The 19,285-nt window shown below is 60.7% G+C and carries 16 protein-coding genes; 13 read left to right on the top strand and 3 right to left on the bottom strand.

All coding sequences use genetic code 11. The annotated features are described in order from the left end of the window. Positions 1 to 3 precede the first annotated feature (3 nt). A complete protein-coding gene (locus tag C4N23_RS02245) occupies positions 4 to 261 on the top strand; it encodes a type II toxin-antitoxin system HicA family toxin (RefSeq protein WP_055187756.1) in 258 nt (85 codons plus the stop codon). Beyond that, positions 245 to 607 (top strand): type II toxin-antitoxin system HicB family antitoxin, encoded by a 363-nt coding sequence (locus C4N23_RS02240; protein WP_097838809.1) that lies wholly within the window; start codon positions 245 to 247, stop codon positions 605 to 607. The genes C4N23_RS02245 and C4N23_RS02240 overlap by 17 nt, the downstream gene beginning before the upstream one ends. 89 nt (positions 608 to 696) lie before the next feature. On the opposite strand, the gene C4N23_RS02235 is transcribed toward C4N23_RS02240, so the two are convergent. Together C4N23_RS02235 and C4N23_RS02230 are read right to left on the bottom strand one after the other, a co-directional pair. Then, positions 697 to 2,391 (bottom strand): DAK2 domain-containing protein, encoded by a 1,695-nt coding sequence (locus tag C4N23_RS02235; protein ID WP_112143738.1) that lies wholly within the window; start codon positions 2,389 to 2,391, stop codon positions 697 to 699. Between the two features lie 29 nt (positions 2,392 to 2,420). Further along, positions 2,421 to 2,771: an Asp23/Gls24 family envelope stress response protein gene (locus C4N23_RS02230; protein ID WP_055187762.1), complete on the bottom strand. Its 351-nt coding sequence runs from the start codon at positions 2,769 to 2,771 to the stop codon at positions 2,421 to 2,423. A gap of 421 nt (positions 2,772 to 3,192) precedes the next feature. On the opposite strand from C4N23_RS02230, the gene C4N23_RS02225 reads away from it, so the two are divergent. Then, positions 3,193 to 3,654, top strand: a complete 462-nt coding sequence (locus tag C4N23_RS02225) for a CBS domain-containing protein (RefSeq protein ID WP_055187764.1) — start codon at positions 3,193 to 3,195, stop codon at positions 3,652 to 3,654. A gap of 223 nt (positions 3,655 to 3,877) precedes the next feature. Next, complete coding sequence (locus C4N23_RS02220) at positions 3,878 to 5,656, top strand: Na/Pi cotransporter family protein (RefSeq protein WP_112143736.1); 1,779 nt, start codon at positions 3,878 to 3,880, stop codon at positions 5,654 to 5,656. A 76-nt stretch (positions 5,657 to 5,732) separates the two neighbouring features. On the opposite strand, the gene C4N23_RS02215 is transcribed toward C4N23_RS02220, so the two are convergent. Beyond that, a complete protein-coding gene (locus C4N23_RS02215) occupies positions 5,733 to 6,101 on the bottom strand; it encodes a hypothetical protein (protein ID WP_097838807.1) in 369 nt (122 codons plus the stop codon). A gap of 288 nt (positions 6,102 to 6,389) precedes the next feature. On the opposite strand from C4N23_RS02215, the gene C4N23_RS02210 reads away from it, so the two are divergent. The 9 genes from C4N23_RS02210 (at position 6,390) to C4N23_RS02170 (ending at position 19,217) form a co-directional block, all read left to right on the top strand. After that, positions 6,390 to 8,828 carry a transglycosylase domain-containing protein gene (locus tag C4N23_RS02210; protein ID WP_112143734.1) on the top strand — a complete coding sequence of 813 codons (2,439 nt, stop codon included), beginning with the start codon at positions 6,390 to 6,392 and terminating at the stop codon, positions 8,826 to 8,828. A 163-nt stretch (positions 8,829 to 8,991) separates the two neighbouring features. Then, positions 8,992 to 9,432 (top strand): ACT domain-containing protein, encoded by a 441-nt coding sequence (locus C4N23_RS02205; RefSeq protein WP_055187772.1) that lies wholly within the window; start codon positions 8,992 to 8,994, stop codon positions 9,430 to 9,432. A 33-nt stretch (positions 9,433 to 9,465) separates the two neighbouring features. Beyond that, entirely contained in the window at positions 9,466 to 10,701 is a 1,236-nt protein-coding gene (locus C4N23_RS02200; protein WP_112143732.1) for a homoserine dehydrogenase, read from the top strand. A gap of 16 nt (positions 10,702 to 10,717) precedes the next feature. Then, positions 10,718 to 11,623, top strand: coding sequence for a homoserine kinase (thrB, locus tag C4N23_RS02195; protein ID WP_055187776.1), 906 nt, complete (start codon positions 10,718 to 10,720; stop codon positions 11,621 to 11,623). Between the two features lie 59 nt (positions 11,624 to 11,682). After that, positions 11,683 to 12,879, top strand: a complete 1,197-nt coding sequence (locus C4N23_RS02190) for an aspartate kinase (protein ID WP_112143730.1) — start codon at positions 11,683 to 11,685, stop codon at positions 12,877 to 12,879. Positions 12,880 to 13,289: 410 nt separating this feature from the next. Further along, on the top strand, positions 13,290 to 15,566 hold the full coding sequence (locus C4N23_RS02185) for a hydratase (protein ID WP_112143728.1): 2,277 nt from the start codon (positions 13,290 to 13,292) through the stop codon (positions 15,564 to 15,566). 66 nt (positions 15,567 to 15,632) lie between these two features. Continuing rightward, a complete protein-coding gene (locus C4N23_RS02180; RefSeq protein WP_112143726.1) occupies positions 15,633 to 16,481 on the top strand; it encodes a PHP domain-containing protein in 849 nt (282 codons plus the stop codon). 40 nt (positions 16,482 to 16,521) lie between these two features. Beyond that, positions 16,522 to 16,782 (top strand): TIGR03905 family TSCPD domain-containing protein, encoded by a 261-nt coding sequence (locus C4N23_RS02175; protein WP_112143724.1) that lies wholly within the window; start codon positions 16,522 to 16,524, stop codon positions 16,780 to 16,782. Positions 16,783 to 16,904: 122 nt separating this feature from the next. Then, positions 16,905 to 19,217, top strand: coding sequence for an ATP-dependent Clp protease ATP-binding subunit (locus C4N23_RS02170; protein WP_112143722.1), 2,313 nt, complete (start codon positions 16,905 to 16,907; stop codon positions 19,215 to 19,217). Positions 19,218 to 19,285: the final 68 nt, after the last annotated feature.

The raw sequence follows: 19,285 nt of genomic DNA, 5'->3' as shown, positions 1-19,285 counted from the left end.
GAGATGTCAAAATGGGATAAGTTGCTTGCAAGGATCTGCGCGTTATCGAAGGATCTTCGATTTGAAGAACTTCGCAAGGTGCTGGAAAGCTATGGCTACGAAATGACTGCCCCCCGAAGCGGGAGCAGCCATTATACGTTCCGAAAAGCGGGGTGTATGCCCATTACGATTCCCAAGCATGAACCAATCAAAAAGGTTTATGTAGAAATGGTGCGGCAAATTGTAGAGAGTGAGGCGAAGAACGATGAAGACGCTGAATGAATATCTGAAAATGCCTTACCGGATGGAAGTTGTGGAAGACCCGGAGGAGGGAGGATTTGTGGTCTCTTATCCAGACCTGCCGGGCTGTATCACCTGCGGCGAGACCATGGAATCTGCGATTGCAAACGCAAAGGATGCCCAAAAAGCTTGGTTGGAAGCGGCTTTGGAGGATGGTATCAAAATCCCGGAGCCGGACAGCCTTTCGGATTATTCCGGGCAGTTCAAGCTCCGCCTTCCCCGCAGTCTGCATCGTTCTCTTGCAGAGCATTCCCAAAGAGAAGGGATCAGCATGAATCAGTATTGTGTTTATCTTCTGGCGAAGAATGATGCGATTTATGCAAAGTAAAATTTAAGACGCAAAACAACAAGGCCCCCTGCATCAACGATCCGATGCAGGGGGCCTTGGTCATTCTTGATTGCAAGTCAGGGGAGTGCTTACTCCACGCTGATCATATAATAATACACGGGCTGGCCGCCGCGGATGTGGCTGACCTCGACGTGGTTCGGGCACTTTGCCTTGACGATCTCGGTCACCTTCTCGGCATCCTCGTCGGAGACATCGCAGCCGGAGATGATGGTCACAAAGCTGGAGTCCTTCTTGCACATGCTGCGGGCCAGACGGTAGGTGGCCTTGATCAGGTCGTTGGAGGTGGCGACGATCTTGCCGTTCTCCAGCGCCATGATCTCGCCCTTCTTGATCCGCTTGCCGTCGAACTCGCTGTCGCGGGCGGCGTAGGTGATCAGGCCGGTGGAGACCTTGTCAGCAGCCGCCATCATGTTGATGGTGTTGGTCTCGACGTTGGCGGAGGGGTCGAAGTTCAGCAGGGCGGTGATGCCCATGGGCACCGTGCGGGTGGGCAGGACGACCACCTGACGGTCGGCCAGCTTCTGTGCCTGTTCCGCAGCCATGATGATGTTCTTGTTGTTGGGCAGAACGAAGACGGTCTTAGCCGGGACGCTTTGAACCGCAGCGAGGATGTCCTCGGTGGCGGGGTTCATGGTCTGGCCGCCGGAGACCACAGCGTCGGCTGCCAGATCGGTGAAGACAGCCTTCAGGCCCTCACCGGCGGCCACGGCGACGAAGCCGTACTCGCGGTCAGGATCGACGGCAGCATAGATGAACTCGGCGGTCGGGTCGGGCTTCTTCTCGGCGGAGGCCTGTTTCTCAAGGCTCTTGCCCTGCTTCTGGCGGGCGAGGAACTGCTCGTGCATGTTCTCGATCTTGAAGTTGGTCAGGTAGCCGTACTTGATGGCCTCGCTCAGGATCTTGCCGGGGTCGGCGGTATGGACATGCAGGTTGATGACGTCATCATCCTCGATGCAGACCACGCTGTCGCCGTTGGATTCGGCGAAGGCACGCATCTTTGCGGCGCTGGCACCCTCATTCTTGTTGATGAGGAACTGGGTGCAGTAGCCGTTCTTGATGTCCTCGACCTTCATCAGGTCATCGGTGAAGACGCCCTTGCCCGCATTCTCGGTGGAGAGCTTGGCCTTGTTGGGGACAGCCTCGCCGCCCGCGACGATGCCCTCGCCGTGGAAGACCTTGCTCATGCCCTCGAAGATGATCATGATGCCCTGACCACCGGCGTCCACGACACCGGCCTTCTTCAGGACGGGCAGCAGGTTGGGGGTGTCGTCCAGCGCCTTCTGGCCGGCGGTCAGAACGACCTCCCACAGGGCGGGTACTTCGGCAGCGCCGCAGGCGGCGGCTTCCTCGGAAGCCACGCGGGCGACGGTGAGAATGGTGCCTTCGGTGGGCTTCATGACGGCCTTGTAAGCGCCCTCAACGCCCTTCTTCAGGGCCTCCACGAGGTCGTCGGCACCGGCTTCCTTCTTGCCTTCCAGCGCCTTGGAGAAGCCGCGGAACAGCAGGCTGGTGATGACGCCGGAGTTGCCGCGCGCGCCGCGCAGCATGGCAGAAGCGGCAGTCTTGGCAGCCTCGCCGACGGTGCAGTTGTCGTCCAGAGCTTCCAGCTCACGGACGGAGGCGCCGATGGTCATGCCCATGTTGGTACCGGTGTCGCCATCGGGGACGGGGAAGACGTTCAGCTCGTCCACGCGGGAGCGCTGATTGTTGATGTTGTTCGCGCCGGAGATGATCGCGTCGCGCAGGATCTTACCAGAAATCATTTGAATTTACTCCTTATTATCTTGTCCGATCAGGCGATCACGTCATCAACGGAGACGATCACGCGGGCAACCTTCAGGCCGGTGGCCTGTTCGACTTCATCCTTGACGCGGTGCGAGATGCTGCGCGCGGCGGTCGAGATGTTCAGCCCATAGCTGACGGCAATGTGCAGCTCGATCACGAGACGGCCCTCTTCCTGCGTGACGCGGACGCCTTTTGCAGAAAAATCGGCACCGTGCACCATGCTGCGGACCTTGTCGGTCAGATCGCGGGGCGTCATCGCAGCCACACCGTAGCATTGTTTGGTTGCTTCGCCCACCAGTGTCGAGAAATACTCGGCGGAGAAGCTGACATCTCCCAGCGGAAAACGGGAAGTGATCATAGTCGCTCTGCTCCTTTTTACTATGTTGTTGGTTTGCCCCGGCGAACCGAGGAAGGAATCTTACGCTACCTATTATACCTCTTTAGAGGCCCGCTGTACAGCGGAAAATTCAAGCGGCTGCCCCAAGCAGCGCCGGATTGCGCAGGATTTCGCCCCCGGAAGCGGGTATCCTGTTGGAGTACGACCGCTGCGCCGAAGGGCCGGTGGGGCAGCCCCCTTTCTGTTAGTATAGCACAAAACGCGGGAATGTGCACCGATTTTACGCATCTTTTAAAAGAGGATGAAATATGACTGTGAATAAAATCTAAAAAGTATGATTTTTCCCTTTATCTCGCTGTGAAAAAGTGCTAAAATCAAAGCAGGAAAAAAGGGGAGCTGCGCCCAGAACGGCAGACAATTGTTTTCGATAGGAGAGCTGATGATGAACATTTTGTTTTTCCTTTCCCCCAAGCAGGATCTGATGTATGTTTACGACGATTTCACCCTGCGGCAGACGTTGGAAAAATGGGAGAACAACCGCTACGCATCCATTCCGGTGCTCAACCGCAAGGGCGAGTATGTGGGCACCCTGACCGAAGGGGACATCCTCTGGGGCCTGAAAAAGACCCACGGCCTTGATCTGGAAGCCGCCGAGGACGTGCCCATTTCCAGCTTTGCCCACAAGCGGGATTACAAGGCTGTGACGGTCTCCACCAGCATGGACCAGCTGATCGAAGCGGCCATGAACCAGAACTTCGTGCCCGTCGTGGATGACCGGGGCATGTTCATCGGCATCGTCCGGCGGCAGGCCATCATCCGCTATTGCTACGATAAGGCGCGGAGCGAACAGGCTGGGGCCAAGACGGCCCGGCGGCGGGAAACGGTGTCTGCTGTGGCAAACTGAACGTTTTGTAAAATCAATGTAAAATCTGCGAAAAGAACCGGATAAGGCTGGGCCGGAAAAGGCAAAAATGTATCAAAAACGCAAAAAACATGTAAAATAAGGCTTGTTGAAACAGGCCGCGCAATGCTATAATAAAAAGGACGGCGTTCGGGCAGAGAAAGCCTGACAGCCGTCCTTTGTTGGTTTCAAAAGCAAAAGGAAGATCAATTTTAGGAGTATCGAGATGGATATCACACACATCACCTCTCTGTTGGGCGGTATTGCGCTGTTCCTGTACGGCATGTCGATCATGGGTGCCGGTTTGGAGAAGCTGGCGGGCGGCAAGATGCAGGGCGTTCTGCAAAAACTGACCTCTTCCACCATCAAGGGTGTTATTTTCGGCACCCTCATCACCGGCGTCATCCAGTCGTCGGCGGGTACGGTCGTCATTTGCGTCGGCCTTGTCAACTCCGGCATCATGACCCTCACGCAGTCGGTAGGCGTGATCATGGGTGCGAACATTGGTACGACTGTCACCGGCCAGCTCATCCGCATGGCGGATATCTCCGGCGACAGCCTGTGGCTGACATTGATCCAGCCCAAGACCTTTGCGCCCGTGGTCGCGTTTATTGGTTGCATTTTTTATGTGTTCCTGCGCAACGCAAAAAAGAAGAACATCGGCCAGATCATGCTGGGCTTCGGCATTCTGTTCACGGGCATGAGCCTGATGGACTCCGGCGTTTCGCCCCTGCGGGAGAGCGCCGCGTTCCAAGAGCTGTTTGTCAGCATGACCAATCCCATCCTCGGCATTCTGGTCGGCGTGGTGGCCACGGTCATTATCCAGTCGTCCTCGGCCTCGGTCGGCATCCTGCAGGCGTTGTCCAGCACCGGCCTTGTCACCTTCGGGTCCGCCATCCCCATCATTCTGGGTGCCCACATCGGCACGGCGTTCACTCCGCTGCTGACCATCGGCGGCTCCTCCAAGGACGGTAAGCGCACCGCCCTGATCCACCTTTATTTCAATATCATCGGCAGCGTAGTGCTGCTGGCGGCCATCTATGCGGTGCGCTACACCATCGGCATCCCGGTCTGGAACGATGTGATGAACAAGAGCTCCATCGCAAACATCCACACCCTGTCCAGCGTGGCGGCGATGATTCTCTTCCTGCCGTTCAGCCGGGTGCTGTCCCGCTTGGCTGTCCTGACTGTGCCGGACAGCGCTGAGGAAGCACAGGAGCTGAGTATGCCTGTGCTGGATGAACGCCTGTTCAAGAGCCCGGCGGTGGCTTTGCAGCAAGCAAAGAACGCCGTCGTCAAGATGTCCCGCCGTGCGGCCCGCAACGTGAATCTGGCTGCGCCGCTGCTGATCAAGATGGACGAGGATGTGGTGAGCGCCATCAACGTCCGTGAGAACCTCATCGACCGGATGGAGGTCGAGGTCTCCAACTACCTCATCAAGATGACCGATCAGGAGCTGGGCGATGACGAGAGCCACGCCGTGACCGAGCTGCTGAACTTCGTCACCGAGTACGAGCGCATCGGCGACTACGCCGTGAACATCATGGAGAAATCCGAGGAGCTGTACGAGAAGGAAGCCTCCTTCAGCGACCACGCCAAGGAGCAGCTCAAGCTCCTCACCAGCGCCATGGAGCGCATCCTTGACCTGACCAACGACGCCTTCGAGAACGACGACCTCGCCTTGGCCCGTCAGGTGGAGCCGCTGGAAGAGGTCATCGACATCATGGTGGAAAAGCTCCGCGACCAGCACATCAAGCGCCTGAAGGAGGGCATCTGTTCCATCGATACCGGCGTTGTCTTCCTCGATGTGCTGAACAATGCGGAGCGCATCTCGGACCACTGCTCCAACATCGCGGCCCGTCTGGTCGGCATGAGCGAGGGCGACGATTACGACTCCCACACCCTCAAGAGCCTGATGCACCACAACCCCACCAAGGATTATTCGCTCCATTACGAACAGTGCTGCAAGGAATACCTTGTCCCGCTGGAAGCCATGGAAGCGTAAGCAGCCTCACTCAAAGCCTGACGGCTTTGCCAGCTCCCCCGGAGTGGGAGATTCTGGCAGGTCGGTCAGGCTTTTTTCATTCGCCCAGATCCTCCAAGACCGTGCGCAGTTCGGTTTCGCTGTAGACGGAAAGCCCCTGCTTGATCCGCAGGGCATCGTTTTCGGGCAGGAGGTTGACGTAGATGCCGGTCTCCTCCAGCCGGTCGGCGGGCTGGCCGTCGGCCCCACAGGCGTAAACGGTCAGCATCCCGCCCTCGTCGCAGAGGTAATAGAGAGCCGTCCGCTCCGGCAGAGCCTGTGCGGCGAGGCTCAGCGGCACCGAGTCTGCCTCGTCCTGCGGGGCGGGGGAGCGGGCATTGAGCCGAGGCAGGGCCATCCAGAACAGACTGAAGGCGATGGTAAAAGTGCAAAGCGCATAAAACAGACAGAGCGCAAGCTTGCGCATGGCAAAATCACTCCTTTGCAGGGAAGGTTTCAAACGGTAGTATGTGCAAAAACGGAGAAAGGCAGACGGCCGGCAAGAATTTTCACACCGGAATGCTGTACTTTCCGGGGCCAAATGTGCTATACTATCCCTATCTGGGGAGAATTCTGTCCTTTTGCCGGAAAAACCGGCGGGGCGGTCCACGTATAACCACAGCAAATCATCGGCCTACGGGCCGGTCAGGAGGCGATCCTTATCGAACCGAGAAAGATCCACCAAGGCGGGGCCAAGCGTGACCCGCAGCCCGCAGTGGGACGTCAAGTCAATCTGAACAACAGCCGCAGAGCCCCGGCATCCAGCCCGCGGCCCGCCAAGGAGCCGAAGGAGCCGCGGGAAAAGAGCAAGCACCCGGTGCTGAAATTCATCGGCCGCACCTTTGCCACCCTGCTCTGCTTGGGCATCATGGTGGGCAGTCTGGTGGCGGTGGGCGCCGTGTACTACGTGGTACAGGCCACTGCCAACGACGGTGACCTGCTGGACCTTGACAACATCGAGCTGAGCCAGTCCAGCACCGTGGTGGCCACCGACCCCGACACCGGCGCACAGGTGGAATACGAGACCCTGCGCTCCTCCAACAGCCACCGCGTCTGGGCGGATCTGGAACAGATCCCCGCCAACCTACAGTATGCGTTCATCTGCACCGAGGATAAAGACTTTTACAATGAGCCGGGCGTCAACTTCAAGCGCACCATCGGCGCAATGATCAATGAGTATATCCTGCCCATCTACAGCTCCAAGCAGGGCGCATCCACGCTGGAGCAGCAGCTCATCAAAAACCTGACCTCAGATAAGAGCGCCAGCGGCATCGAGGGTGCTCTGCGCAAGCTGCGGGAGATCTACCGCGCCCTCTGCCTGAGCCGCACCTACTCCAAAGAGACGGTCCTCGAAGCCTACCTGAACACCATCAGCTTTACCGGCACCATCCAAGGCGTTCAGACGGCGGCCAACGAGTACTTCAATAAGGACGTCAGCCAGCTCACCCTCTGGGAGTGTGCCTCGATCGCGTCCATCACCAAGAACCCCACCAACTACAACCCCTACACCAACCCCGAAAACCTGATCCACCGCCGCAACTTTATCCTGTATAATATGTGGCAGCAGGGGGTCATCACGGAAGAGGATTACCGCAACGCTGCCGCGCAGCCGCTGGTGCTGGCGGAGGATACCAGCAAGAAGAATACCTCCTCCGTGACCAGCTACTTCACCGATGCTCTCTTCAATGAGGTCGTCCGCGACATCATGGCCAAGGAGGGCGTGGACGAAGCCACAGCGCAGAACATGCTCTACACCGGCGGCTATACCATCGAGGCCACCGTCAACCCCAAGATGCAGACGGCCATGGAGAACCTGATGCTCAACACCGGCGACGCCTATTTCCCGGCGGGCTGGCATGAGGAAGAGGTGACCTCCATCTCGGACGACGATGTGCAGGTCATGAACGAGGACGGCACCCCCAAGACCCGCACCGGCGACGACGGCACCGTCTACTATTACCGCAACGTCCGCACACAGGCGGCCATGGTCACGCTGGACTATGACGGCAACGTGCTGGCCATGGTGGGCGGTCTGGGCCAGAAGACCAAGAGCCTCGCCCTGAACCGCGCTTACAGTGTGACCCGGCAGACCGGTTCGACCATCAAGCCCATCGGCGCTTACGCGCTGGGCATCGAGTACGGTCTGGTCAACTGGTCCACCATGCTCAACAACTCGCCCCTCTACCTCAAGCAGGATATGGTCATCCGCGATGAGGATTACTGCCGCAAGAACGGCCTGATGGGCATGTCCGACACCCAGCTGAAAGCCTACCCGAACGCATGGCGCAGCTGGCCCCGCAACTACGGCGGCAACTACGGCGACAACTCCGATATCCCGCTGTGGAACGGTCTGGCCCGCTCGCTGAACACCATTGCCATCCGCGTGGGCGACCTTGTGGGCGCAAGCAACATCTTCAACTTCGTCTATAACACCCTGCAATTGAATACGCTGGACCCCACCAGCGATGTGGGCCTCGCCCAGATGGTCATGGGCAGCCAGACCCACGGCGTTACGCCTACGGCACTGGCCGCTGCCTTCCAGATCTTCTATGACGGCGGGTACACCACCCCGCACCTGTACACCCGTGTGCTGGACCGGGACGGCAACATCTATCTGGAAAACAACGCCACCAGCTATCAGGCCCTGACCCCGCAGACGGCCTATGTCATGAACCGGCTGCTCAAGAATGTCCTGTACTCCAACGTCGGTACCGCCAGCGGCCGCTACCCCAACTCCAACGGCATGGAATCCTTCGGTAAGACCGGTACTGCCAGCGACGAAAAGGATCTGTGGTTCGTGGGCGGCACGCCCTATTACGTCACCGCCGTGTGGTGGGGCTACGATGCGCCCTATGACATGACCAACACCCTCTCCAAGGATCAGGCCAAGACCCGCACCTGCGTCATGGCGTGGAAGGCCTATATGGAGCAGGTTCAGGCGAACCTGCCCTATAAGGCATTCCCGGCCGCCGACGGCGTGGTGGAGCGTGCTTACTGCACCCAGAGCGGTCTGCTGGCCGGCCCCAACTGCCCCAGCCGCGCAACGGGCTATTACCGCGCCGACGACCTGCCCGATACCTGCAACTACTCCCACTCTTCGGGCATCGTCGCACAGACGGTGGAGCCGGACACCACCAACCTCGACACCGACTGACCGAAAAACTCATACTTTTTCGGTCTGCGGGTGCCATTCCGGCAAGGTGACCCGTCACTTCACGCATCAAAACTGGACAATCTGCCAAAAGTACATCCGGCCTCTTGCAATGCAGGGGACCGGATGTTATTATATTTTCTGCAAGAACACTTGTGTTTGTGAGGTGAACAAGTTGGAACGCCGCTTTTATCTGGTGGACGCACAGGTCCTGCCGGAGGTTTTCCTCAAGGTCGTCAAGGCCAAGGAGCTTCTGGCCAGCGGAGAAGCCCGCAGCATTTCGGCTGCGACCCGCAGCGTGGACTTGTCGCGCAGCGCCTTCTATAAGTATAAGGACTGCATCTTTGATTCCGAGAACGGCCGCGAGGTCATCACCGTGATGGCAACATTGCGGGACGAGACCGGTGCGCTGCAAAGTCTGCTGGCCGGCATCAGCGCCGCAGGAGCCAGCATCGTGACCATCAACCAGTCCACGCCGGAAAACGGTGCGGCGCTGGTGGCCGTCACCATCCGCACCGACACCATGCAGATGACCCCGGAGGAACTCACGGAAAAGCTCTCCCGGCAGCGGATGGTCGTCGGCGTGCACTGCGGGTATAATCTGTAAGTTTGAATTTAGTGATAGGAACGAGGGTTTACCATGGCAAAAATTGCGATCTTAGGCTTTGGCACGGTGGGCAGCGGCGTGTACGAGGTACTCTGCCGCAACGCAGCGGGCGTGTCCCGCCGGGCGGGGGAACCCGTTGAGGTGAAGTACATCCTCGACCCCAAGGACTTCTCCAACCATCCCGCCGCCCATCTTTTCGTCAAGAACTTCGACACCATTCTGGAAGATCCGGAGATCAAGGTGGTCGTCGAGACCATCGGTGGCACCCGCTTCGCTTACCCGTATGTAAAGGCGTGCCTCGAAAGCGGCCGCAGCGTCTGTACCTCCAACAAGGAGATGGTGGCGACCTACGGCGCCGAGCTGCTGGGGCTGGCCAAGGCGCACAACTGCGCGTTCCTGTTTGAGGCGTCCGTCGGCGGCGGCACCCCCATCATCACCCCCATGCACCAGTGCCTCGCGGCCAACGTCATCACCGAGGTGGAGGGCATCGTCAACGGCACCACCAACTTTATGCTGACCAAGATGGTGCGTGAGAATCTGGGCTTTGATGAGGCCCTGAAGATCGCGCAGGAACTGGGCTACGCCGAGACCAAGGACCCCGGCGACGATGTGGACGGCCGCGACGCCTGCCGCAAGATCGCCATCCTGTCCTCGCTGGTCTGCGGCCATCAGATCTATCCCCAGAACATCCCCACCCGCGGCATCCGGGATATCACGGTGGCCGATGTGGCCTCCGCCGAGAAGCTGGGCTGCGTCATCAAGCTCATCGCGTGGATGAAGCGGGGAGACGATGGCAGCGTGGCTGCGGGCGTGGAACCCTGCCTTGTGCCCAAGTCGAACCAGCTGGCCGGTGTGGATGACGTCTTCAACGCCGTCCTCGTCAAGGGCGACATGCTGGGCGATGTGGTCTTCTACGGCAAGGGCGCGGGCAAGCTGCCCACCGCCAGCGCCGTGGTGGCCGATGTGGTGGATGCCCTCAAAAACGGCTCCAAGGTCCACGACAGCCTGTTCTGGCAGCCCGCAGAGCCTGTGGAAGGGCTGCTCACCGACCCTGCGCCCGCCGCATATTATGTGCGTGTAGCGGGCATTGCTCCGGCCGTCGTGGAGGCCATCTACGGCACCGGCAAGGTCGTGGAGGAACGGTTCGACGGGTGCGCCTACTTCGTGGAACAGGCCGACGAAAAGGCCTTGGCCGAGGCAGCCCGGAAGGTGGAGGCTGTGGGCGGCAGCGTGAAGCTGGTGCTCAAGCGTCTGCCGGAGGAAGCATAAAAGGAAAGGGACAGCTATGAAGATCAAGGTCTCTGTTCCGGCCACCAGCGCCAACGTCGGCTCCGGCTTCGACGCGCTGGGTCTGGCCGTCACGTTGTACAACACGGTCACCTTTGAGGAGAGCGACAAGCTGGATATCTCGGCGGCGGACGGCACCCGCATCCCCCGCAACGAGTCCAATCTGGTCTACCGCTCGGCCAAGGGGCTGTTCGATAAAGTCGGCAAGAAGATCCCGCCGCTGAAGATCGTCCAGACCAACCCCATCCCCATGGCCCGGGGCCTTGGCTCCTCCTCGGCGTGCATCATCGCCGGTCTGCTGGGCGCGAACCGGATGCTGGGCGATATCCTGAACACGCAGGAGCTGCTCACGCTGGCCACCAGCATCGAGGGCCACCCGGACAACGTGGCTCCGGCTCTGCTGGGCGGTCTGACCAGCAGCGTCTATGAGGACGGCGTGGTCTATTCCGTCAAGCGGGATGTGGACCAGAGCCTCTGCTTTGCGGCCATCGTGCCGGATTATAAGCTGCTGACCGAGGCGGCCCGTGCGGCGCTGCCGAAGGAAGTGTCCCACAAGGATGCCGTTTACAATCTGTCGCGTGCCGCGCTGGTGCCCGCTGCCTTCTGCGAGGGCCGCCACGAGCTGCTGGCCATTGCGACGGAAGATAAGCTGCACCAGCCCTACCGGATGCCCCTGATGCCCGGCTCAAAGGAAGCCTTCGCGCTGGCAAAGCAGTGCGGGGCCAAGGCCGTGTATGTGTCCGGTGCCGGTTCCACCGTCATGGCGGTGGCCGAGCGGGCCGACGCAGAGGGATTTTACAAGGGCCTTGAAACGGGCCTCGAACAGCTGGAAGGGCTGGACGGATGTGAAGCATTTACGCTGCTGCGCTTGGATGCAGACAATACCGGCGCAACCGTGGAATGATATAAGGCGTACTCCCTGCGCAAAAGCGGCAGGGCAGAAAAAGAGGAGAGTGACAAACTATGGCGTTGATCGTACAGAAGTTCGGCGGTTCTTCCGTGAAGGACCGTGACCGTATTTTCAACGTGGCCCGCATCGTGGCCAATACCCACAACGCAGGCAATGACGTGGTGGTCGTGGTGTCCGCACAGGGCGACACCACCGACGACCTGATCGCAAAGGCGGCGGAGATCAGCCATGACCCGTCGGCCCGTGAGATGGATATGCTGCTGGCCACCGGCGAGCAGATCAGCATCTCGCTGCTGTCCATGGCCCTGAACGAGATCGGCTGCCATGCCATCAGCCTGACCGGCTGGCAGGCAGGCTTCCGCACCGACCGTGCCTACACCAAGGCCCGCATCACCCGGCTGGAGACGGAGCGCATCTCCTCTGAGCTGGAGCGCAACCGCGTGGTGGTCGTGGCGGGCTTCCAAGGCCTGAACAAGCTGGACGACATCACCACGCTGGGCCGCGGCGGCTCCGATACCAGTGCGGTCGCCATTGCGGCGGCTCTGCACGCGGACCGCTGCCAGATCTTCACCGATGTGGAGGGCGTTTACACCGCCGACCCGCGCAAGGTGCGCAACACCCGCAAGCTGCAGGAGATCACCTTCGACGAGATGCTGGAACTGGCATCCCTCGGCGCACAGGTGCTGAACAACCGCAGCGTGGAGCTGGCTAAAAAGTATAACGTGGAGCTGGAAGTGCTTTCCAGCCTGAACCCTGTTCCGGGTACGGTCGTCAAGGAGGTTGCAAAAATGGAAGGTATGCTGATCAAGGGCGTCGCAAAGGACACCGACGTTGCTGTTATTACGATTCTGAATGTTCCCGATGAGCCGGGCACGAGCTTCAAGATCTTCGGTCTGCTGGCCCAGAAGAACATCAACGTGGACATCATTCTGCAGTCCACCGGCCGCGACGGCAAGAAGGATATCTCCTTCACCTGCGCACAGGGCGAGGCAGAGACCGCTCTGCGTGTCCTGAAGGAAAGCGCTCATTACGCCGACGTCAGCGTGGACACCACCTGCGCCAAGGTCTCCATCGTGGGTGCCGGTATGCAGAGCCACAGCGGCGTTGCTTCCAAGATGTTTGAGGCTATGTCCAACAACAACATCAACATCAAGATGATCTCCACCAGTGAGATCAAGATCTCCTGCATCATCGACCGCGACGACGCCGATAAGGCTGTCAGCGCCATCCACGATATGCTGTTCGATTAAGCCTTCTCAGGCGCTCTTGGCAAGCCGGTCTTGGCTGTGGGAAACGCTGAACGCTTGAACCATCGTAAAAAGAAGTGCTCCGCTGTCTTTGGCGGAGCACTCTTTTGGCTTACTTCCAGAACGTTGCAATTTCGGCTTTCACCAGCTCGATCTGGAGCGGATTTTCGGATGTTTTGGCACCGGCCAGAAGCGGAAAGATGAATTTTGTTGATTTTTGAAAGCGAAGAGGTGACTTTTTTGCCGTTCGCTTTCGCAATTCAATCTGGAAAAGTGCTTTTCCTTTCCTTTTGCTCGTGCTATACTAAAACCTATAGGGAGCGCGGGGCCGCGGTGTAAGGGTCTCCGGCTCCGGGGCATCCGCAGGGAAAGCCGGGGAAATGCCCCAATCTGATAGAGAGAGGCGAAGGAATATGTTGGAATCGATCAAATGCAGCACGGGCGGCGCATACTATCTGCGCGGCCAGTGGGTCCAAGCAGATGCAGACGCCCCGGCGGCGCTGGCCGCACAGGGGATTGACGCCGCCGCTGCGGCAGAAGCCTACAAGGGCACCATGGCCTATGGCATCCTGACGGCACACAATACCAGCGGCGACGACGAGAACCTGAAGATCAAGTTCGACGCCATGGCCAGCCACGACATCACGTTCGTTGGCATCATCCAGACGGCCCGCGCGTCGGGTCTGGAAAAGTTTCCCATCCCGTATGTGCTCACCAACTGCCACAACAGTTTGTGCGCGGTGGGCGGCACCATCAACGAGGATGACCACCGCTTCGGCCTGTCCGCCGCGAAGAAATACGGCGGCATCTTCGTGCCGCCCCACCTCGCCGTCATCCACCAGTATATGCGGGAGCGGTTCGCGGGCTGCGGCAAGATGATCCTCGGCTCCGACTCCCACACCCGCTACGGCGCGCTGGGCACCATGGCCATCGGCGAGGGCGGCGGCGAGCTGGCAAAACAGCTTCTGGGACGCACCTATGATGTGGCCCGCCCCGGTGTGGTGGCCATCTACCTGACCGGCTCTCTGCCTGCCGGCTGCGGTCCCCACGATGTGGCCATCGCCTTGGTGGGCGAGCTGTTCAAGAGCGGCTACGTCAAGAACAAGGTGATGGAGTTCGTCGGCCCCGGCATCGCCTCCCTGCGGCAGGATACCCGCAACGCCATCGACGCCATGACCACCGAGACCACTTGCCTGTCCTCCATCTGGGAGACAGACGAGAAGACCAAGACCTTCCTCACGGTCCATGGCCGGGCAGGGGACTACAAGCCCTTGAGACCCGCAGACCTTGCCTATTATGACGGCGTGGTGAGCGTGGATCTTTCGAAGATCCGCCCGATGATTGCGCTGCCGATGCACCCCTCGAATGCCTTCACCATCGAGGAGCTGAACGCCAACCTCTGCGACATCCTCCACGACTGTGAGGAGAATGTCCAGAAGCTTGTGGGCCGGAAGGACGTCAAGCTGGATCTGTGCAGCAAGATCGAAAACGGAAAGCTCCGGGTGGATCAGGGCGTCATTGCGGGCTGCGCGGGCGGTCTGTTCGACAGCATCTATGAGGCCGCCGCCATCCTCAAGGGCCATACCGGCGGCTGCGGCGACTACGCCCTCAGCGTTTACCCCGGCAGCCAGCCCATCATGATGGAACTGGCCCGTACCGGTGTCCTCACCGACCTGATGGCCAGCGGTGCCACCATCCGCACCGCCTTCTGCGGCCCCTGCTTCGGCGCGGGTGATGTACCCGCCAATGGAGCGCTGTCCATCCGCCACACCACCCGCAACTTCCCCAGCCGTGAGGGCTCCAAGCCCGGCAGCGGCCAGCTTTCCGGCGTGGCTTTGATGGATGCCCGCAGCATTGCGGCCACCACGGCCAACGGCGGCATCCTGACCCCGGCCACCGCCATCGACTATGACCCCACCGTGCCGGAGTACCACTACGATGCTTCCAGCTACGACACCCGCGTGTATCAGGGTTTTGGCCACGGCGACTACGACGCTCTGCTCAAGTTCGGCCCCAACATCAAGGATTGGCCGGAGATCGCTCCGCTGGGGGACAATCTGCTGCTGAAGGTGGCGTCCTACATCACCGACCCTGTGACCACCACCGATGAGCTCATTCCCTCCGGCGAGACGTCCTCTTACCGTTCCAACCCCTTGGGTCTGGCCGAGTTCACCCTCAGCCGCAAGGACCCGGCCTACGTGGGCCGCGCCAAGGCCGTTCAGGCCGAGGAAGCCGCCCGCCGCGCCGGGAACGGAGACGCCGCCCTGCTGGAAAAAGTTCACGCTGTGCCCGGCTGTGAAAAGCTGACGTGGAACGATATCCAGCTTTCGTCTACCATCTTCGCGGTCAAGCCCGGCGACGGCTCCGCCCGCGAACAGGCGGCGTCCTGCCAGCGCGTGCTGGGGGCTGGGGCGAATATCGCGGTGGAGTACGCCACCAAGCGCTACCGCTCCAACCTCATCAACTGGGGAATGCTGCCCTTCCAGCTGGCCGGGGCAACGCCCTTCGGGCTGGGGGATTACATCCTCATCCCGAACATCCGTGAGGTGCTCAAGGGCGATCTGCAGAACATCCCGGCCTATGTGCTGGGGGAGGAAGTCAAGCCCTTTGCCCTCTATATGGCACCGCTGACGGCCGATGAACGTCAGATTCTGGCCGACGGCTGCCTCATCAATTTCTACAAACACTAAAAATAAGCCCAAAAGCATTCGCCCTTTTGAGACGAATGCTTTTTGGGCTTTCTTGGAGGAAAGAAAATGCCCGGCGATCTGCATAACCACTCGACCTGTTCCGATGGCTCCGTCCCCATCCAGCGTCTGCCCGTCCTCGCAGCGCGGGTGGGGCTGGATACTATGGCCATCTCCGACCACGACACGCTGCTCAGCGTCCAATACGGTTACGACCACCCCACACAGGACGGCGTAAAACTCATCCCGGCCACCGAGCTGACCGGCTACGACTACGAGCGCCAGCACCGGGTGCATCTGCTGGCCTTCTGGCCCGACCCGGAGAGCCCGGCCCTGCGCCGCCACTGCGATCTCATGCGCCAGCGCCGGAACGAGTGCTGCTTGCAGAGCGCACGGGAGATCGAGGCCATCTACCCCCAGTTCCGCACCGAACAGGCGCTGGAATACGCCAAGGACAGCGGCGTGCTTTACAAAAGCGGCATTATGCAGGCGCTGCGGGAACTGGGGCTGGCCGACAGCATCTACGGCGAGACCTACCACTACCTGTTCGGCTGGAACCCGCGGGGCGTCGTGCTCCACTCGCCGGAATATATTCCGGTGCAGGAAGTGCTGGCCACGGCCAAGGCGGCGGGGGCTGTCGTCGTGTTTGCCCACCCCACCGTGTACAAGAGTATGCCGCTGCTGCGGGAGCTGGTGAAAGAGGGAATGGTGGACGGCATCGAGATCGATCACCCCAGCAACAGCCCCGAAGACCGCGCCGAGTGCATCGCCCTGTGTGAGCAGTACGGCCTCATCCGCACCGGCGGCACCGATTTCCACGGGGCCAACCACAAAAAGGTCCATCCTGTCGGCACCTGCACCACGCCGGACGACCAGATCGCCCGGATCGAGGAACTTGCACACAAACGGAAAAAATAGTATAATGAAAAAACTCAAGAAAAAGAGAGGATGTACCGAAATGAGCAAATCGTTTGAGTTTCCCAACGTGGGCACCTGCTCAAAGCTGACCAAGATCGTCCTGAACGAGGATCACACCATTGAATCCATCGAGGTCGTCGGCGGCTGCAATGGCAACCTGAAGGGCATCAGCCGTCTGCTGAAGGGCATGAAGGCCGAGGACGCCATCGAGCGGATGGAGGGCACCACCTGCGGCCCCCGCCCCACCAGCTGCCCCGACCAGATCGCCAAGAACCTGAAAAAGGCGCTGGCTGAGCTGTAACCCCAAAAATCGCACCCCTGCCGAATTGCACGTTTTGTGTGGTTCGGCTTTTTTGTTGATTTTTTTCTCTCCGGTCAGTCTATACTTCTGCTGTATAGGATTAAACAGCAAGGAGCAGACAAATGAGCATTTGGGAAGCATTCGGCATGGGCAGATACAAGGGCTTTTCGCGGGAGGCGGGGCTGTTGCTGGACGAGGCGGTGGAGCTGGCGGGCGGCTTCGGCTGCAAAAAAGCCGATACAGGGCATCTTTTGCTGGCAATGCTCCAAATCGACCATGGGGCTGCCGGGCGGTTCTTGGCCGGAAAGAACATCACCGAGCTGGCCGTGCGGCGGCAGCTGGCCGAGGAACGCAGCGGCCCGGCGCAGCATCTCGACCGTCATGCGATGGCTCCGGACCTGCGCCGCGCCATGGACTATGCTCTCATTGGGGCGCAGAACGCCCACCAGTCCCGCGCAGAACCGGAACACCTGCTCTGCGCCATGCTGGAGGATACCGACTGCGCTGCCGGGGTGCTGCTGGCGTCTATGGGGGTCCAACTCACCGAGGCCGTGCGGGAGTGCCGCCAGCTTTCGGGTCAGTTCATCCTGCCCAGCCAGCCCCGCGCTTCGGCTATGCCCCGCGGCAGCCGCGCCAGCGACAAATACTGCCGTGACCTGACCCGCCGCGCCGCCGATGGTGAGCTGGACCCGGTCTTCTGCCGGGAAAAGGAGCTGGATCGGATGGTGGAAATTTTGTGTCGCCGCCAGAAGAACAACCCCTGCCTTGTGGGGGAGCCGGGCGTGGGCAAGACCGCGCTGGCCGAAGGGCTGGCGCAGCGCATTGCCGCCCACGAGGTGCCCCGGATGCTCCAAGGCCGACGGCTGCTGGCGCTGGATATGGCCAGCCTTGTGGCGGGCACGAAGTACCGGGGCGACTTTGAGGAACGGTTCAAGAACCTGCTCGAAGAGCTGGTGCGGGATGGTTCCGCCATCCTGTTCGTGGACGAATTCCACACCATCGTCGGAGCCGGGGCGGCGGAAGGCGCCATCGACGCGGCCAGCATCTTAAAGCCGGTGCTGGCGCGGGGCGAGCTGCAAATGATCGGTGCCACGACGAATCAGGAGTTTCGCAGCCACATCCAGAAGGATGCCGCGCTGGAGCGCCGGTTTGGCCGGGTGCAGATCGAAGAGCCTACCCCGGAACAGGCCGCCGCCATTCTGGAAGGGCTGGCTCCCCGGTACGAGCGGTATCACAATGTGCGTCTGCCCGCCGAGACGCTGCGGGAGGCGGTGGAACTGTCGGTGCGGTATCTGCCGGGGCGGTGTCTGCCCGATAAGGCCATCGACCTTGTGGACGAAGCCTGTGCCGCCGCCCGCATCCGGGCCGAGCGGGAGGGCATCACGAACCCCACGCTGACGCGGGAAGAGATCGCCCATGTGGTCGCACAGGCCAGCGGCGTGCCCGCCGAGCGGGTGGGGGAGAAGGAGCGCGATCGGCTGGACAAACTGGAAACCCGCCTCAACGCCGAGATCGTCGGCCAGCAAAAGGCGGTGGCGGCAGTCGCCGGTGCCATCCGCCGCAGCCGCACCGGGCTGGGGGAGCCGGGCCGGCCCATCGGGGCGCTGCTCTTTCTGGGGCCCACCGGTGTGGGCAAGACCGCGCTGGCCAAGGCGCTGGCCCGCAGTTGGTTCGGCAGCGAGAAGGCTCTGCTCAAGTTCGATATGTCGGAGTATCAGGAGCAGCACACCACGGCCCGCCTCCTCGGTGCGCCGCCGGGCTACCTCGGCCACGACGAGGGCGGGCAGCTGACCGAAGCCGTCCGCCGCCGCCCTTACAGCGTCGTTCTTTTCGACGAGATCGAAAAGGCCCACCCGGATATCCAGAACATCCTGCTGCAGATTCTGGAGGACGGCCAGCTCACCGATGCCATGGGCCGCAAAGCCGATTTCCGAAACACCATCGTCCTGCTGACATCGAACCTTGGTGCGCGGTTCTTGGCCGGGCAGAGCGCTCCGCTGGGCTTTGCGGCGGGCAGCGAGGTGCTGTTCGAAAAGCAGTCGGCACAGGCCATCGAAGAGGCAAAAAAGTGGTTTCGGCCGGAGCTGGTGGGGCGGCTGGATGAGCTGATCGTCTTCCGCCCGCTGGCCGATGAGAGCCTGTGCGCCATTGCCGAAAAGCTGCTGGGCCAATTGGAGGAGCGGGCCGCCCACAACGGCTACCAGCTCACCCACACGCCACGCGTCGGCCCGGCGCTGGCGGCGCGGGCACGGTCGCCCTACGGAGCCCGTGAACTGCGGCGGCAGGTGGACCGGGCCGTGGAACAGGCCCTCGCAGACCAGATCGCCGCCGGGGCGGCTCACACCGGCCAGCACTGGACGGCGGACTGCACCGGAGATGGTTCCGTTGTGCTGCGGGAAGGAACGATCGAGCCGGTAGGGCAGGGCATCGGGTAGCTTTCCCACGCAAGTGAAACGGGGATTCCATACCCCGCCCTATTGCCTTCGGCAACAGGGTCCCACCC

Origin of the sequence: Faecalibacterium hattorii, from assembly GCF_003287455.1 — a bacterium.
Classification (GTDB): Bacteria; Bacillota; Clostridia; order Oscillospirales; family Ruminococcaceae; genus Faecalibacterium; species Faecalibacterium hattorii.
Note: the sequence above shows the minus strand (reverse complement) of the source record. Positions and strands in the feature narration are given on the sequence as shown.